Genomic DNA, 16,001 nt, shown 5'->3' on the forward strand with positions numbered 1-16,001 from the left:
GTCGGCCGGCCGGCAAAAGGCTCCGGGAACCCCGTGCAGATTTGAAGAGGGTCTTCGCCAACCGGCCGATAGCCAGGGGCACAGATACAAAAACGCCAGGCTAGGCCTGGCGTTGGAGTCATCAGGCCGGTTCGACCTGCAGAGCCACCCGTTCGCGGCATGGACACTCGTCCATGTAACGGTGCGCCTCGACAAATTCGCTGAAGGGGAAGACCCGGGTCTTCAAGGGCAGCAGCACGCGGTCGGCGGTCAACTGGTTGATGTCGCGCAGCGCGCGCTGTAACGCCACCTGATCCTGAATGATCCCCAACTCGGGCTTGCCGGTGAAATTGCCGATGCAGTGGACGAAGAACTGAATGTTCTTCTGGAACGCGGCACAGGCCGGGAACGGCGTCTGGTTGCCACCTTGCAAGCCATACAGCACCAGGCTGCCACGGGGCGCCAGGACATCGCCAAGCATCGACATCTGCGGACCGCCCAGGCCATCGAACACCACGTCGACCCCGCGATTGTCGGTGAGCTTGTTGATCTGCATCAGCAGGTCCTGCTCCTCGGTGACTATGACTTTCTCGGCACCCAGGGACAGCAGGTACTCACGTTCTTCCGCGGTCTTGGTGGCGGCAATCACCCGCACACCCAGGGCTTTGCCCAACTGCACAAAGGACGGACCGGCACAGTGGCTGGCGTCGGTCACCAAAGCGAATTGCCCGGGCTTGACCCGCGCCAGATCGACATAGGCGAAATAGGCGATCAACAGCGGCGTGTAATGCACGGCCGCCTCGATGGGGCTCAGCACCTCCGGGTAGCGGGTCAGGGCCGAGCGCGGCAGGACGATCAGTTCGCCGTAGACCGGATAATCATTGGGACTTTCGGCGGGAAAGCTGGCGACCTTGTCACCGACCGCAAGGTCGTCGACGCCCTCGCCCACTGCGGTGACCACGCCGGCCATTTCATGCCCCAGCCCAGATGGCAGGCGGGCATGGGACGACGCCAGGTTCTGCCGCCAGAGCACATCGTACCAACTGATACCAATGGCTTCGACTCGTACCTGCACTTCGCCTGGCGCAGGCAACGAGGCCGCATGCTCTTCGCATTTGAGCACCTCGGCCGGTCCAAACTTGTGAAAACGAATCGTGCGGGACATCGCAAACCTCGTCAAATTAACCTCTAATGCCGCGAACTTTATCCGGGCTTTGAAAGCAAGACTATCAGTGCCTATTAATAGTCGACATGTCTGTCATTGATTCCGTGCCCTTGATCAGCGGGGCGGACAGCACTTCCCGTGCGCGGCCTGACTACAAACAAAAACATTTAGCCGGTGCAGAGTACCAGCCTTTACCCGTAAGATTCACGCCGACCTTTTTACCCAAAGGGTCGCTCCCGTCAAGTTCGCTGACTCTGCCAGGACTCCAGATGAATCGTAATGACCTGCGTCGTGTCGACCTGAACCTGTTGATCGTGTTCGAAACCCTGATGCACGAACGCAGCGTGACCCGCGCCGCCGAGAAGCTGTTTCTTGGCCAGCCGGCCATCAGCGCCGCCTTGTCGCGCCTGCGCAATCTGTTCGACGACCCCCTGTTCGTGCGTACTGGCCGCAGCATGGAGCCTTCGGCCCGGGCGGTAGAGATCTTCGCCCTGCTCTCGCCGGCCCTGGACTCGATTTCCACCGCCGTCAGTCGCGCCGCCGAATTCGATCCCGCCACCAGCACCGCGGTGTTCCGGATCGGCCTGTCCGACGATGTGGAATTCGCCCTGCTGCCCATGCTGCTCAAACGCCTGCGGGCCGAGGCCCCGGGTATCGTGCTGGTGGTGCGTCGGGCCAACTACCTGCTGATGCCGTCGCTGCTGGCCTCCGGTGAAATCTCCATCGGCGTCAGCTACACCGCCGACCTGCCGGCCAATGCCAAGCGCAAGGTATTGCGCCGCAGCCTGCCGAAACTGCTGCGTGCCGACACCGTTCCGGGCGCCCTGAGCCTGGACGACTTCTGCGCCCGCCCCCATGCCCTGGTGTCGTTCGCCGGGGACCTGAGCGGCTTTATCGATGAAGAACTGGAGAAGCTCGGACGCAAGCGCCATGTGGTACTGGCCGTGCCGCAATTCAACGGCCTGAGCACCCTGCTGGCCGGCACCGACATCCTCGCCACCGTCCCCGACTACACCGCCGAGGCCCTGACCGCCGCCGGCGGAGTACGCGCCGAAGACCCGCCCCTGCCGGTGCGCAGCTTCGAGTTGCACATGGCCTGGCGCGGCTCCCAGGACAACGACCCGGGAGAGCGCTGGTTGCGTTCGCGGATTCAGATGTTCTTCGGCGACCCTGAGAGTCTTTAGGCGTCGGCTGGCAGGCTGTTCGGCTGATCATTTTTGCCTTTCCACAAACCATGGAGCTCCATTCACTTCCAGTGGATTGCTACATTGGGGGCATATTTGAGGGCATGCTTTGGATGGTTTGAAAAGGATGCCCCCAGCCTGAGGCCAAGCAGGCTATTGATGAGGATGGGTGCACTGAGGGAGCTATGAATCCTCGACCCTACCCCGTATCAATGACCGAGCCGTAGTGAGCGCACCACCCACCACGCTCGACAAATGCGTGCGAATGTAAAAAAAATATGATGGCACAATGCCTTGGCAACCGGCAAAATCCATACGTTCCCAACGGATTTGAAGGACCGGTTCCGATGACATGGCCAGTCACGCTGAAACTCGACAGCTCAGCCTACCCGCTGAGCGTGGTGCAACGCGCCGCTTATTCCTTGGCCGACACTGTCGCGATCCAGGTCGGTATTGTAACCAATCAGATAAGCCTCACGGCCCACCCCGCTGAAGCGAGGCTAACGCTTTCCCCGGAACAGGCTCACTCGCTGATCCTTCAGCATCTGAACGACTTCGCCCTATGCGACCATATCAACCGCGAAACAGCAGGGCTGCGCAAAGTCTTGGCCCGAACCGCGCTCGCTGGATGTGGGATTTCCCAGTGACACTAATTGCGACAGACGCCAAGCACTGCCGCTTGTTGCCTTTTCGATCATGTGGCCTACAACCTTCACCAGATCTTGGAGGGGCGTTGGTCGTTTCATCGAGTTTTATTCGGCGTGACAAGGCTGAAGACTACATGCAACACGGACAATTCGACGCAGTCGCCAAGCCATCGATTACTGCACCCTGCTCTCAAAGGTGTCCGATCCGTGCTCCTGATTCCAGTGCTTAAGGATCTTGTGGTTGGCAGCCTGGGTTCCGCGACTTCACCGCTGTGCGTGTTCTTGTAACGCTTCACCTCGCGAGGCTTGCTCTGGGTGTTGAGGGGCGCGCTGGTGGAGGTCACGGTCAGACCTTTGGACGGATCCAAGATGGTGCTCACTTGACGCAAGCTCATACCGTACTCCTCCGGTTCGCCTTGAGTTTTTGTTCAATCTCTATTTCCTACTCCAAGCCGGAGTCGTTCTTCATCGCATCCAGTTGTCGCAGCTGCGCTTCCAGCACTTTAAACTCTGCAAGTTTCGACATAGACACCCTAACAATAAGGCTACTCTGGCAAAAACAACCGAAACGCATCGGGTCGTCGAGAGCTACTCTGCTTCGCTACATTTACCCGACGAGCCGTCGCATTCATTAGAGTTAGGCGTTTTACTTTCCTTATATTTATCTATGAATTTCTTACTTTCCGCCCCCCAGTCATTTTTATGCAAGAACCAATCATCCGAGAGCGCACTATGAGTGAGATTCCGCATAGCCCTATCGAAATCAGAGAACAGATCATCGACGACATTCAATGGCAGTTCAACTCTAACCAGATGAGAGCTGGTCGCAGTTACTTTGGCATCACTGAACAATTCCTCAATTCTAGGCCTCGAGAGAGCTATTGTAGTTTCCTGTTCAAGAGGCGAAAGTTTGATTAATTCATTCAAATCTTCCTTAAGAATTGAAAGCGACCACTCCAACGAACGCACCAAATGCGATAGATGTTTACTCTCAATTTCTTCCGAAGTAACTAAAGGCAGATTTTCACCTTCCGTGCCGCTCGCAAACTCCTTTCGATATCGTAACAATGATTCAATAGTCTGCAATACCCCAACGACCTGTGAAATCATGGATGAAACAGAACCATACAATATAGTAATTGGCATGTTGTATTGAGAGCTACCAATACCTTTTTCGGGTGAAACTTGAGAGCTCGACACTTTATGATAATATGAGCCTGCCCCATAAACATCCTGAGACCAACTGTATCGTCCTTGTAGCTTAGCTAGCACTTGTGGGTAGACCGTACTCCACACACCGCTAACTGACGGGCCTCTATCTTCCGTCCATAAATTACTCAAAGGAATGGTGGTACATCTTTGACTTGCTACTAAAGCATCAATTTTTCGCTTATATTCTCCCTGAATCCTTTTTCCGCCCTCATCTATTAGCAATATTAGATGACATTCATTCAATCCTTCAGCTTCAAGCGCATCGAGAATTTCAACCACAGCTCGACCAGAGATCACGGTATCAATAAAAATAAACTTGCTAGACGGAAGATTTCTAGGCAAAACAGACGTCAACTCTTTCTTCTGTAAGTGCTCAACAATTTTTTGATAAAAAATGAGATGCGGATCTCTTCCGTCACGTCGAACAAGAGCTGAAAGCACCTTTACCCAGAACGTACGAATACCCTTTGAGGTCTGCTTCTCCTCGTCAGGATCAGCCGAAAATGGCAGCATCGTTACCGCATGCATAGGAGACCCTAGCATTTCTATTTTAGATAGAAACCGGTCCTCTGATGATTGAAGATTTCTTATTTCGTAATGCCAGGCATGTTGAGCAGCGCGAAATAGAGGAACTGCTCCACGACTTGGGATTACAATTGAGTCATACCCATCCAAAAAAAGCACCCTCAAATAATAAGCAAGGTCCTTAGCCGCTCGGCCATACTCAATAATATTCTCAGCAGTAAAAACATGCTCCAAGTAGTGATTGGAGATTGACAAATTATCCTTGCTCACTCGAACCTCCTTGATTCAAGATCATGATCTGCTCAAAGCATTTAATATAATAACCGAATTAAACTTCGAAACCGCCACCACCCTAACACCAACACTTCCAAGTTCTAAACCTACACATTCCAAAGCAAGAGCTAACGACCTTTTGGTGCCGATCCGATTTTGAACCCGGCTACCAGAATTCATTGATCCCTCCGAGCTCTCGAAAAATGATGGTCTTGGATTCATAGCTCTGTTGATGAAAAGGATGAGATGGTTCCCGACTGGATGCTGCTTTTGCATTTGTGCCAAAGCGTTGAAACAAGCGCTTCCACTTGGTGTAGTTGGCGTCGGCGTCCGGAACGCGAATGTCTTGGAGGAGATATCCAATTTGAGTGCCCCTCAAGCCACGTTCCGTATCAGCCAGAACACGACATGCAGCTTCTAGGTGTTGCGAACTAAAAGGTGGGATGCGGGTACTCAAAGCCAATCTCCATCGGTAAACACTAGAGTGCCACTCGAGCAGCTGGGAAAAATAGCCCATAGGCCAATGTGTCGAATGAGAGAGCGCACGAGGTGCTAACCCTCAATATCCGATCTGAGGTTTTCCTCCAGATGCTCAACTCTGGATGTGCCCGGGATTGGGAACATGACCGTCGAGTAATTCAGAAGCCATTTCAAGGCATGGGCTGCCGAAGCGGATTGGTTTCGAACCTCACCGGATGAAAAATACCTTCCGGCGCTCAGAGGCGCGTAGGGAATGAACGCTATTTCGTTCTGCTCACACCAGCGGATCACATCCTCGGACTGGTAATCCAGGATACTAAATTGATTCTGAACCGCGACGATGGGTGCAATCGTAATCGCCTGCGTGAGTTGAAGAATATCGACTTTCGACAAGCCTAGGCATTTGATCTTCCCTTCTTGACGCATCTTCTCAAGCTCCCCAACCTGGTCAGCCAAAGGGACATTTGGATCGACACGGTGCAAGTAATACAGATCTATCGCTTCGACGTTGAGCTGCCTGAGGCTCATCTCAACGCACTGACGCAAATACGCTGGAACGCCACATGGCGTCCACTTGCCAGGGCCTTGGCGGGTGAAGCCACCTTTAGTCGCAATGATCAGGTCGTCGGCATAGGGAAATAACGCTTTACGAATTAGCTCCTCGGCCACATTTGGCCCATACGCGTCAGCGGTATCGATGTGCTGCACGCCCAACTCCACCGCTTTACGCAGGAGCTGAACAGCATCAGCTTCTGAAGCTGGTGGGCCCCAGATGCCCGGCCCCGTGAGCCTCATGGTACCAAGCCCGAGGCGCCTAACCTGCTTTCCTGCCAAGAGTCCCGTACGGGCGGCGGTCATAAGTGCTCCAATTTTTGAAGGATTTGAGTGTGTAAGCTATCGAGAAGAGCATCCCGTACGTCAGGAACAAGCATCTGATGCTGGATCCCGAAGTCGCTCAAAATCTGGTGCAAATGGCTGTCGACGGACGCCCTGAAAGGCAAGTTGGTATCACGTCCTGGGCCAAGAGCAATGGAGCTATCAAGCCTGGTCGCAACGATCGTCGTGTAGCCAGGAAGCTGGCTGGTGATTAATGACCTGACCGCATCTACCTGATGCATCGGTGCAGGTGTACCCCGATGCTCGACTGCGGCATTCCAATACGCCACGGCATCGATGATCGGTCGATCAACCAATATCACCTCGGCAGCGTCAGCCGCTGCTCGTTGCGCCTCGAGCGTACGGTCGATAAACCACATCGTGGAGTCGTAGGTATGCTGAGTGAGCAGCGGGATACCTTGCTGTACCGCCAGCTTCCCGAAAGATGGAATGGTCGCAATGCAGATGCCTTTGCACTCAAGTGAAGCTTTGAGCGCTTCACAGAAGGTGGACTTTCCCGTGGAGTGCGTTCCAGTGACACCTAAAAAAACAGATTTCACCACAGGCTTCCTTGCTCCGGGGGAGGCGACTGCTCGTAAGGTTGCGTTTTGAGCTGCGCAATTTTGCAGATTTCCTGCCAAGTGCTGGCAGATGACTTTTCGATGAGATGATCAAGCAATAACGCCGTTGCATAAGCATCATCAGCTGCTCGGTGGAGCTGGTCGGCGACCTTATCGCGCAGCCCTGTGTCAATGAGCAATGATTCAAGCCGATGGCTTTTGGCGTTAGGGTAAACGTGACGAGCAAGTTTCAACGTGTCGATGACTCCCACCGGCGACCATTCGGGCAGGTGACGCTTCATCACGCCATAGTCGACCGACGCATTGTGCGCGACGAACCATCGGTTCTGCAGGTGCTGTTCGACGTCGTCCATGATCTCAGCCCAGGATTGGCAACTTTCCAGCTCCGCATTTTTAATACCGTGGATTCGCTGGGCCAGCCAAGTGATCCGGTTGACGGGTTTGATTAACCAAGACAAAAGTTCGCGGTTTTCCATCGGTGGAAATGAGGCGATTCCCACTTCGACCAAGTCGGGTGGCGTATGTCCATTGCCCTCAACGTCTACGATGATGATTGGTTCAGAGGGCCAGACGAAGTCTGTTTTCAGCATCAGAGATTCCTTGTTGCCTCGGCGCGGCCATGGCGCGCGTAGTGGTGGGGCTTGTCAGCGTCGTGCACCTGATAGCCTAGGGAGTGCTGTAAATAGTAACGACGCTGTTCGTCCAGACCACGAACGACAATCGCACGGTCGTTCACCTGCGGGTCTTCCACAGCACCCAGCTCGTGGCACATTCGATTGAGAATCTGCTGATCTGGCTTCTTCCATGCCGCCTTGCAGATGGAGAATTGCGAGCTAGGGCAGGTATCGCACAGTTCGGTGATGCCGAAGTGTCCGTTGTAATCGGGTTGCAGATGCGCATAGGCGACTCCGCAAGAGGTTTTGTGGAAGATCGGTGTCACCTGATTCTGCTCCCCGTACAACCTCAATAGCCTCTGCTCATCTTCCAGTGGGAGGAGCTTTCGCCTGGCCGTCATTTTGTATGGCTCAGGGATTCCTTGGCTCTGGTAAAACTCGGCTATCTCCTTTCGATAGAACAGCCCGCTAAATACGGTCGCGTGGGCATAGTTAGCGAGCGCCGCGGCCTTTGCAATGTGCTCTGACGAGTCGTTTAGCCCTGGAACGATCGGGCGCCAATACAACACCACTTTGTAGTGCCTGGCATGGCGGAACAGCATCTTCAGGCTATTGGCAGCAATCGAAGACTTGATGGGTTCGATCTTCGGATCATCAATTCCTGAGTACGTAACCAGCACTGTCAGCTTGATATTTCTGAGCGTATTGAAGCGCTCGCAATCGTCCTGAGATACACGCCATCGAGTGATAACAAGCACATTGTTGGTTAGCCCAGCCTCATTAAGCATACGCAGCAGATTGTGGGTATGACTCTTGACCTCGGGGAGCATCGGGTCGGTGGCCCGGTTGAACAGCTGAATAGGTGTGATATGAGGCTGGAAATACCTGTGATTGATAAATCGCTGGAAGGCTTCTTCATCGCTCATCAGCGCCTGCGGCGTGCGCTGATCGAAATTTCCATAAAGGTGACGAACGCAGTAGCTGCAGTCGAGTGGACAGCCAATGATGTGATTCAAACTGAGCCCGCTTTTGCGGTACCCGACTGGATCTACAAGACTCGGGTTCGCGTTTTGTAACTGCGTCGAGTTGATGATTCTGACCTGGGATCTCACTGCGATGCTCCTTGCTTGCCATCGGATCATCAGATGGAGTGAGCGCCCATTTAGGGTGCCTACCCTCCCATCCTTGGTAGGTAACAATAATGGCCAGATGACAGCTTGATTTCTGAGCTCGCGGGGGAGCCAAGTTCGTATGGTAGGGCCAATAGTTTCGCTGTCCGCAGCTTCCGGCATACGGAGAATTTATCGTTTATCCTGATCGACTTCGTAGGCGCTTCTAAGATCCTCAATCAGATGGGTTTGAGGTTCATCTTGGCTTCAAAAATCAGCAGATCGCTTTCCTCGTTGTTGATCATCATGTTGACTAGGCGAGGGCTTACTTCGATCTCGCCGCCGAGCGTCGCACGCACGGTTTCGGGGTACCGTTCGAGCATCAGATCCGCCAAGCCATGGCTGTAGCCATCGCGGATGAGCTTGATCTTGGTGTCATCCGCGGTACCGTATTTGATGAGTTTGTAGAACCCTGGATCCAGGGCTCCTACCCCATTCAGCACCTCGACGAACTTGAAAATCTTGTTGTCGAAGAAATCGTCCTCGTCCTTGAGACGGACGATTGCCAGGTTAATACGCTCGCCGTCATCCTTTTGGGAGATTCTTACCCAGTTCTCGTACTTGCTGTCGCGATATTTGGTATCACCCCATTTACCCACGAATACGTGATCACTATGGCTAGTCTCGACCAGCTTTTTCCAGTACGCGAGCGTCTGTCGGATCGTCTGCTTGACGCTGAGTTTCTTCAGCTTCCAATCCAGGATCATGGCGTAGAAATTCCGGGCAGGCTCTTGCTTGAGACGCACCAGGTCGCTGTACTCTCGGCTGTCGTCGAAGTGATCGACGAACGATTTGGAGATCGCAAGCATCAGCCTGTCAACGGTATTGATGACGCCGTTCGCCTCGATGCCTCGCCTGATCTTCCGTTCAATAGCCTGCTCCTCTGAAAACACGTCAATTTCACTGACACTATTCGCGATGAGGAGCTTGCCCACCTGAGTGGTAACGTAACGACACTCTCGATCTTTAACCACGCCAGGATGCAGATTCTCTAGACGAGCCACGGCGTCGTCGTAGAGAACCGACACCTTCCCATCGATGATCTTGGTGGCTTCAAGCAGAACGTTGCTGACAGTGTCCTTGACCACCTTTGAGACGTTGACGGATTTATCGTAGAAGGTCTCAAGCGCTGCATTTTCGCGTGTGTAGCCATTTACGCCCAACAGGTAGATGCTGGACTCCAGCTTTCTCAACGCAGCCTTAGCTCCAGGCGCAAAGACCTCACTGAACCGATTGACGCGTCCGACCAGGTTCTTGAATTGAGATGGCGTCAGCTTTTGCTTCCCTTTGAAAAAATCAAAAACGAAGAGTCGTTCGATCGGCAGGTTCACCCCTTCCAGAAGCGTGGAGTTGCAGACCAGAAACCTCATCTGCTTGGAGCTACTGAAGAGGTTCTCCAAGTAAAGACGGATGGTGTCAGGGATCGAACCATGGTGGTACATAACCCCTTTGCGCAGGCAGCCGATCAGTTTGTAGCGTCGGTCAAAAAGCTCTCCTAGCTCGGCACAGGCCGTCTGGATCAGCGGACAATCTACGGGCGGCAGCACGGCTGCCAGTTCAACCGCAAATGACTCAATGCTTTTCTTCCTGTTGCCGTAAACAATGTTTTTGGACAGTGCTTCGCCTTTGATGAGCTCGAAGCAGTTTGCATACCTCCGATCGAACTCCATCCAGTCATTCAGGAAATGGTCATAGAGCTTGAGCTTCGTCTGGCCCCTCCCTCCCCTAAAATCCCTGATATAGAAGCGCTCAGACTTGATGTACTCGTCGATCTTGAATCCGCTCGGGATCATGTCCAGGAAGCGCACACGGACGTTGAGTTCATCGCATAGGAAGGGAGTCAGGAACTTGAATGATGTTTCCGGATTACGAGCCCCCAGGATGCACAGCATGGCGGCCAGTAACTCATTTCTGCGGTCGCTCTGCAGCAGGTTGTGGGCCTCGTCGACGAAGACCATATCGAAGCTCAGCCCGGCGTTCTCGTTCAAGAGCCTGTTGAGCCGCTCCTGGGTCAGGACAAATGCCCTGTTCTTTCGCTCAACCGAATACATCTCGGGATGGGTCACCACCTTGCCCAACCCCTCAATGTCCGCGTAGATCAACCGCTTTTTCGTCTGGGCCAGCAGAGCCTTAGAAGGCACAAGGATCAGGATCCGCTGCCCTGGATTTTCCCTCACCGATTGAATGATGAGCTCAGATTTACCGTAACTGGTCGGAGCAACCACGACTGACGACTTACGGTACTCCGACTGAACAAATGTCCGCAGGGCATCCTGTTGCTCAGTCAGCACGATGCCTTGATCACGGAAGGTATCGATGTAGCTGCCCACGATGTTTCGGATGAACGACTCGCTGCGGTGATCATCCTCGGAAAAGTAGCTGCTGATTACTGCTGAGACAGGGTGAAGACCACTGTTGAGTGCTACATCGTACAGCGCCTGGTACTGACCCGAAGCGTTACCGTAAAACAGGATAATGCGGTAGCCGAGACGTCGAATTTCGAGGGTCTTGTGGTTAAGGAGCAGCACGGCGATCGCCAAAAGTTTCACAATCTCTGTGTTACCCAGTTCGTCTCCCTTGAGGAGTTGGAAATACAGATCCTTGAACTTGGTGTTGCCCAGTTTCCTGATAGTCAGCTCTTCCATGCTACTGCTCCGCCTCCTGCCTCAAAAACTCTTCCAGCTTTTCCATGGTGCCTTTGTGGAGGGACAGCACCCACACCGTTTTGAACACAGCTTCAGCTACCAGCTTGGTGGTGAAATTTGACACGGTATTTTCGGCGATAGCCTGGGACACTTCGCTGAACAGGGCAGAGACCAGAAACACATTGTTGTCCGAAGCAATCGCCCCGTCTTCTTCAGCCAAATCACCTTCCATCTCCAAGATCTCAATAACCGAGTCCCGGTAATTAGCTTTGTTGTGGATCGCATTTTTCGCGGCATTTATCGCATTGAGCCAGTGATTGAGCTCCGGCTCAGCCAAACGCCTCTTAAGGTCATCCCGAGCCAAACGCAATTGAGCACTTGTGGCCGAGCAAGAAGTCTTGTCCGCCCCTCTGCCGCCCGACTTGACCTCGGTGATCCAGACGTTGTTGGTTGAGGTCTCGTATAGGAGGAGATCGAAGCCCTTCCGGATACTCTTCTCTTCCATATTGAAGAACGGGGAGACCACATCGAAGTTGGGGAAGAGCTTCAGAATGATGACGTGAGACAGGAGCTCACCCAGCATACCAATCCGGGTTTCCCAAGTTTTCTTGGAATAGCGCTCGTTCCAGAAGTGCTTAATCGTCGCAGGGTATTTGTAGATCGCCCTGTCCTTGCTGGCCTGATCAGCACCATGGCAGATACGGGTGAGGTTTTCCCTCAGCGCGAGCTTAAGCTCATCAGAAAAATTCTCGACACAACACAGGGCATACTGATCTACCTGCTTGAAGCTCACGCCATCCATAACACTTCCTACAAACACTAAACCGCAGAATCCTCTTGCGGTTGCTGCGCGCGATCAATGATCCCGCCCTGATTAAGGGTAGGCACCAGCTGAGCAGCTGTGCGCGCGAGTGAGATCTGGTCAGGGATGACCGATAGTGGCACTCTGTCAGCATTACCGCAAGTTAGCGTGATTGACGGGAGCGGTAAACAACAACGGAGACAATTTTTGGTGCAAATCGTCGGAGGTTGCGTAATGGCTGTATAAGTATCCAGATGTTCGCAGATCAATCAGCGTCGGACTGAAAGATTCGCAGCACCGTAGACAGCTCTATCCGACGTCGCTGGTAATTCCCGACTGAGAGGTAGGCAATGTGAGCCCCCCTCTCCTCACTTATGAACTACTGAAAGCCATCTGAATCCATCTGGCTCTGCCGGAGATCGCCACTCGCGAACCTGATGCACTGGGGGCAAAACTGGGGGCACATTTGAATTTTTTCCGCCTGAAAATATTGTCCTAGAGCCCAGTCAAAATGTTTTTTGGCGATCCGGATAGCCTTTGAGATCGACCAGTGTCGCCTTCAACATCCATCGATTATTGGATGTGTGTCGCAGTCCAAGGTCGTGGCGCCTTGGTTGTAGGCGCTGATGAAGAATTGACCCATCTGCCGACAAACCGCTGACCCAGGCAGCCTTCAAGGCTAAGGCCGTCTGTGCGGGGTATCTACCTATCCATGTTGGGGCAGTCTTGCCCTCAGCAGGCGGGGCAATTGCGCATCAATGCCAACACTCGGCCCTCATGCAGAGAAGGCGGCGAGCACATCGCTGGCAATCAGCTCTTTTCTGGCGTTGCACTGATCGTCGCCAGTCATGCGCCAGACATTCCAGCCGTTTTGCAGCTGACGCTCACCGAACCGATTCATCACCGACTCCAGTGCGCTTTGCTTTTGCACTGGCAAGGCATTCAGCTTTTCCTCACTGAACCCATTGAAGTCAAAAACATCCCTGATGTAGTGAGCATCGACTGCATTTCGAGTGGCCGCTGCCCATTTGCCGACCTGGTTACGCCCCTCCCACATCAAAGGGTGCAACTCGTCCGGGGTGTAAAAGCCCAAGCCGAACCCGGTTCCGTAACCCTGGCTTTCCTGATAGGCATACAGATATTCAAAGAGCTCGGTAAAGTCCTCCAGACGCCAGAACGATTCGATCAGTTGCTCGAGACTCATGACCTCGTCTGCGACGCTCAAGAGCAAGCCATTGTCGTGCAGGAAAACGGCACTGACATGACAGTTCATCGATTCGTCGCATTCATCCTTTGACCAGATTCGCTCGGAATAAAGCGTTACTCCTGCGGAATCGGGAGCCAGCAAGTTCTTTTCATGATTTTTCTCAGAGAACTTGACGACTTTCCCGGCATTGTTACCGAAGCGTTCAATGGCCACTCCCAACTGCCCAAACCATTCCCTTAAAGAGACGCTGACGGCAGGCAATTGTGCCAAACCCTCCTTTTTCAAATGGGCGACAAGGAAATTGTACGGTCGACTCATTTCGAGGCTCTCTTGGTTTTGGAGTTGCTGTGTATCACCGGCACAAGGTCCCATTGCAAACAGGCACGATGACCATCGTGTCAGCGGAACAAGCTCGGCCCGTACCAGCAAAACACACTCACTATAAGGTGTAGGCAATGCCGACCTGCAGCGTTCGCGGAGCCCCAGGATAGGCGTAAACGTTGCCGAACGCGCCCTCTTCATAATCACGGTCAAACAGGTTTTTCAGATCCAGATTGAGCCGCACCTTGTCATTGACCTTGTAGAAACCGAGCAGGTTGACAACGGTGTAGCTGCCCATCGAAAACCCGGTATTGGCGGTTTGCCCGGCGCGCTCGTCGACGTACTTGAGTCCGCCCCCCAGGCCCAGGCCCTTGAGCATGCCGTCCTGGAACTCGTACATATTCAGCAGGCTGAAGCTGTTTTTCGGGATGTTCAGCAGCCGCGTGCCAGAGCGCAGCACGTTGTCCTTGGTGACTTCGGCATCGACATAGGCGTAGCCGCCGATCACCCGCCACTCGGGCGTCAGGTTGCCGGCAACGTTGACATCCAAACCACGGCTTCGCACTTCACCGGCGGCCACGCTGAAGGTCGAGTCAACCGGGTCGGCGGTCAAGACGTTGCGCTTTTCGATCTGATAGATCGCCGCGTCGACACTCAACTGCTGATCCAGTGCTTCCCACTTGATACCCATTTCATAAGACTTGCCCTTCTCTGGCGCAAACCCGCCGCCGAGGCGGCTGGCGCCGGTGTTGGGCTTGAACGAGCGCGCGGTGTCGGCGTAGAGCGCCAAGGTCTCGGTCAAGTCGTAGCTCACGCCAATGCGCGGTGTGACCGCGTTGTCACTGGCCTGCCAACTCTTGCCGCCGGGTACATAGGTTTCGTAGTCATGTTCGAAGCGTTCGAAACGCGCCCCTGCCAGCACTTTCAGTTTGTCGGTCAGGGCCACTTGATCCTGCACGAACGCGGCATAGGTCTTGAGGTTTTCCTTGTCATGAGTCGGCGTGCGGGTCAGGGCCGGACGCGGCTGGCCGTACACTGGATCGAAGAGGTCGATGGGGTACGCACCGACAGCGCCACTGGAGCGTTGAATGATCGACTGGTAGTCGTAGTCTTCATACTCGATGCCGGTGAGCAAAGTGTGCTGCAAACCGGCGGTATCGAAATGGCCGGTCAGATTGAGCTGGGCATCCCGGTCGGTCCATTCCAGCTTGCGATAGTTGAAATTGCGCCCCAAGGTGCGGCCGTCAGCGGCAATACCGTTGGCCTCGACCGCGTTGCCCTTGAGCGAACCATCGAGCCACTGCACACCACCCCCAAGGGTCCAGTCGTCGTTGAGCAGGTGTTCGAAGCGCAGTTGCGCCATGTTGTTGTCGTTGTGCAGTTTGCCAACGTCTTTTTCACCGAAAAAACTGTCGCGAGAAGCGCTGCCAATCTGCTTCGCGTAGCGGGTAACGCCTCGATCCAGAGGCGCGTTGTTACGCATGAAATCGCCTTCGAAAATCAGCCGGGTCGCGTCGCTGACCTGCCAGCTGAGCACCGGCGTGACACCGTAGCGCTCGGTGTCGACATGATCGCGGAAGGTGTCGCCGCCCTCGCCCACGACGTTCAGTCGATAGGCCAGGCGCCCGTCTTCGTCCAGCGGCCCGGAAGCGTCCAGCGTGCCGCGCTTCATGCCCTGGTCGTTCAATTGACTGCCCAGGGTGACCGTGCGCTCGGGCAACGGCTGCTTGGAAACCACGTTGAAAGTACCGCCAGGATCACCCCGGCCATAAAGCATGGTTGCCGGGCCGCGCAGCACTTCAAGGCGTTCGATGGTGTTGGCATCCGGCATGTTCGGATAGCCGCGGTTGATGGGAAAACCGTTGCGGTAAAACTCGCCGGTGGTGAAGCCACGGACGGTAAACGTGGTCAGCCCCTGCCCACCAAAATTGTTCGCCCGCCCCACGCCCCCGGCGTAGTCCAGCGCGTCCTGCAAACGCGTGGCTCCAAGATCCTCCACCGCATCCTTGGCGACCACACTGATCGACTGCGGGGTTTCATGGATCGAAGTGTCAGTCCGCGTGGCGCTGGCCGAGCGCGTTGCGCGATAACCCTGCACCGGACCATCCGCCCTTTCGTAAGTCGCGGTGCCGATGACATCGGCGGTGTCCAACTCAAGGGTTGAGGGCTTTACCTGCGCTTGTTCAGCCCATGAGGTGGACGACAACGCTTGCAGCACACAAATGGAAAGCAGGGTTCGGCGCATGGAGAGAAAAAACCTTTGCGAATAGGCCAATACAAGGGGTGAAACCGCCAGAAAACTGCGGCGCATGCTATACAAA

13 protein-coding genes and 1 pseudogene are annotated in these 16,001 nt (G+C 54.3%); 2 read left to right on the top strand and 12 right to left on the bottom strand.

Annotated features, from left to right (window positions below; genetic code table 11):
• Positions 1-121 precede the first annotated feature (121 nt).
• Positions 122-1,144 (bottom strand): zinc-dependent alcohol dehydrogenase family protein, encoded by a 1,023-nt coding sequence (locus GGI48_RS00285; RefSeq protein ID WP_047304667.1) that lies wholly within the window; start codon positions 1,142-1,144, stop codon positions 122-124.
• A 269-nt stretch (positions 1,145-1,413) separates the two neighbouring features.
• On the opposite strand from GGI48_RS00285, the gene GGI48_RS00290 reads away from it, so the two are divergent.
• Together GGI48_RS00290 and hxsD are read left to right on the top strand one after the other, a co-directional pair.
• Positions 1,414-2,328: a LysR family transcriptional regulator gene (locus tag GGI48_RS00290; protein ID WP_260620588.1), complete on the top strand. Its 915-nt coding sequence runs from the start codon at positions 1,414-1,416 to the stop codon at positions 2,326-2,328.
• A 347-nt stretch (positions 2,329-2,675) separates the two neighbouring features.
• Entirely contained in the window at positions 2,676-2,975 is a 300-nt protein-coding gene (hxsD, locus tag GGI48_RS00295) for a His-Xaa-Ser system protein HxsD (RefSeq protein ID WP_179596204.1), read from the top strand.
• A gap of 174 nt (positions 2,976-3,149) precedes the next feature.
• Here hxsD and GGI48_RS31075 read toward each other — a convergent pair.
• The 11 genes and pseudogenes from GGI48_RS31075 to GGI48_RS00345 all read right to left on the bottom strand — a co-directional run bounded on the left by GGI48_RS31075 (position 3,150) and on the right by GGI48_RS00345 (position 15,925).
• A pseudogene (locus GGI48_RS31075) lies at positions 3,150-3,501 on the bottom strand (histone-like nucleoid-structuring protein, MvaT/MvaU family).
• A 62-nt stretch (positions 3,502-3,563) separates the two neighbouring features.
• Positions 3,564-4,982 carry a hypothetical protein gene (locus tag GGI48_RS00300; RefSeq protein ID WP_179596206.1) on the bottom strand — a complete coding sequence of 473 codons (1,419 nt, stop codon included), beginning with the start codon at positions 4,980-4,982 and terminating at the stop codon, positions 3,564-3,566.
• 169 nt (positions 4,983-5,151) lie between these two features.
• Positions 5,152-5,442 carry a hypothetical protein gene (locus GGI48_RS00305; RefSeq protein ID WP_260620589.1) on the bottom strand — a complete coding sequence of 97 codons (291 nt, stop codon included), beginning with the start codon at positions 5,440-5,442 and terminating at the stop codon, positions 5,152-5,154.
• Between the two features lie 95 nt (positions 5,443-5,537).
• Positions 5,538-6,323 (bottom strand): aldo/keto reductase, encoded by a 786-nt coding sequence (locus GGI48_RS00310; protein WP_170044894.1) that lies wholly within the window; start codon positions 6,321-6,323, stop codon positions 5,538-5,540.
• The gene (locus GGI48_RS00315) at positions 6,320-6,901 is read right to left on the bottom strand and encodes an AAA family ATPase (protein ID WP_179596208.1); all 582 of its coding nucleotides are present in this window, start codon (positions 6,899-6,901) and stop codon (positions 6,320-6,322) included. Before GGI48_RS00315 ends, GGI48_RS00310 begins: the two co-directional genes overlap by 4 nt.
• The gene (locus GGI48_RS00320) at positions 6,898-7,512 is read right to left on the bottom strand and encodes a 3'-5' exonuclease (RefSeq protein WP_179596210.1); all 615 of its coding nucleotides are present in this window, start codon (positions 7,510-7,512) and stop codon (positions 6,898-6,900) included. Before GGI48_RS00320 ends, GGI48_RS00315 begins: the two co-directional genes overlap by 4 nt.
• The gene (locus tag GGI48_RS00325) at positions 7,512-8,648 is read right to left on the bottom strand and encodes a radical SAM protein (RefSeq protein ID WP_170045904.1); all 1,137 of its coding nucleotides are present in this window, start codon (positions 8,646-8,648) and stop codon (positions 7,512-7,514) included. The genes GGI48_RS00320 and GGI48_RS00325 overlap by 1 nt, the downstream gene beginning before the upstream one ends.
• 236 nt (positions 8,649-8,884) lie before the next feature.
• Positions 8,885-11,350: a DEAD/DEAH box helicase gene (locus tag GGI48_RS00330; RefSeq protein ID WP_170045903.1), complete on the bottom strand. Its 2,466-nt coding sequence runs from the start codon at positions 11,348-11,350 to the stop codon at positions 8,885-8,887.
• A 1-nt stretch (position 11,351) separates the two neighbouring features.
• Positions 11,352-12,152 carry a hypothetical protein gene (locus GGI48_RS00335; RefSeq protein ID WP_179596212.1) on the bottom strand — a complete coding sequence of 267 codons (801 nt, stop codon included), beginning with the start codon at positions 12,150-12,152 and terminating at the stop codon, positions 11,352-11,354.
• Positions 12,153-12,927: 775 nt separating this feature from the next.
• On the bottom strand, positions 12,928-13,677 hold the full coding sequence (locus tag GGI48_RS00340; RefSeq protein ID WP_179596214.1) for a hypothetical protein: 750 nt from the start codon (positions 13,675-13,677) through the stop codon (positions 12,928-12,930).
• A gap of 121 nt (positions 13,678-13,798) precedes the next feature.
• Positions 13,799-15,925, bottom strand: a complete 2,127-nt coding sequence (locus tag GGI48_RS00345; protein WP_179596216.1) for a TonB-dependent siderophore receptor — start codon at positions 15,923-15,925, stop codon at positions 13,799-13,801.
• Positions 15,926-16,001 lie beyond the last annotated feature (76 nt).

It is taken from the genome of Pseudomonas protegens, from assembly GCF_013407925.2.
Lineage (GTDB): Bacteria > Pseudomonadota > Gammaproteobacteria > Pseudomonadales > Pseudomonadaceae > Aquipseudomonas > Aquipseudomonas fluorescens_AP.

Bases quoted from the DNA above. Each gene is read 5' to 3' on its own strand.
- GGI48_RS00285 (WP_047304667.1), bottom strand. From the start codon at position 1,144: ATGTCCCGCACGATTCGTTTTCACAAGTTTGGACCGGCCGAGGTGCTC.
- GGI48_RS00290 (WP_260620588.1), top strand. From the start codon at position 1,414: ATGAATCGTAATGACCTGCGTCGTGTCGACCTGAACCTGTTGATCGTG.
- hxsD (WP_179596204.1), top strand. From the start codon at position 2,676: ATGACATGGCCAGTCACGCTGAAACTCGACAGCTCAGCCTACCCGCTG.
- GGI48_RS00310 (WP_170044894.1), bottom strand. From the start codon at position 6,323: ATGACCGCCGCCCGTACGGGACTCTTGGCAGGAAAGCAGGTTAGGCGC.
- GGI48_RS00320 (WP_179596210.1), bottom strand. From the start codon at position 7,512: ATGCTGAAAACAGACTTCGTCTGGCCCTCTGAACCAATCATCATCGTA.
- GGI48_RS00330 (WP_170045903.1), bottom strand. From the start codon at position 11,350: ATGGAAGAGCTGACTATCAGGAAACTGGGCAACACCAAGTTCAAGGAT.
- GGI48_RS00335 (WP_179596212.1), bottom strand. From the start codon at position 12,152: ATGGATGGCGTGAGCTTCAAGCAGGTAGATCAGTATGCCCTGTGTTGT.
- GGI48_RS00340 (WP_179596214.1), bottom strand. From the start codon at position 13,677: ATGAGTCGACCGTACAATTTCCTTGTCGCCCATTTGAAAAAGGAGGGT.
- GGI48_RS00345 (WP_179596216.1), bottom strand. From the start codon at position 15,925: ATGCGCCGAACCCTGCTTTCCATTTGTGTGCTGCAAGCGTTGTCGTCC.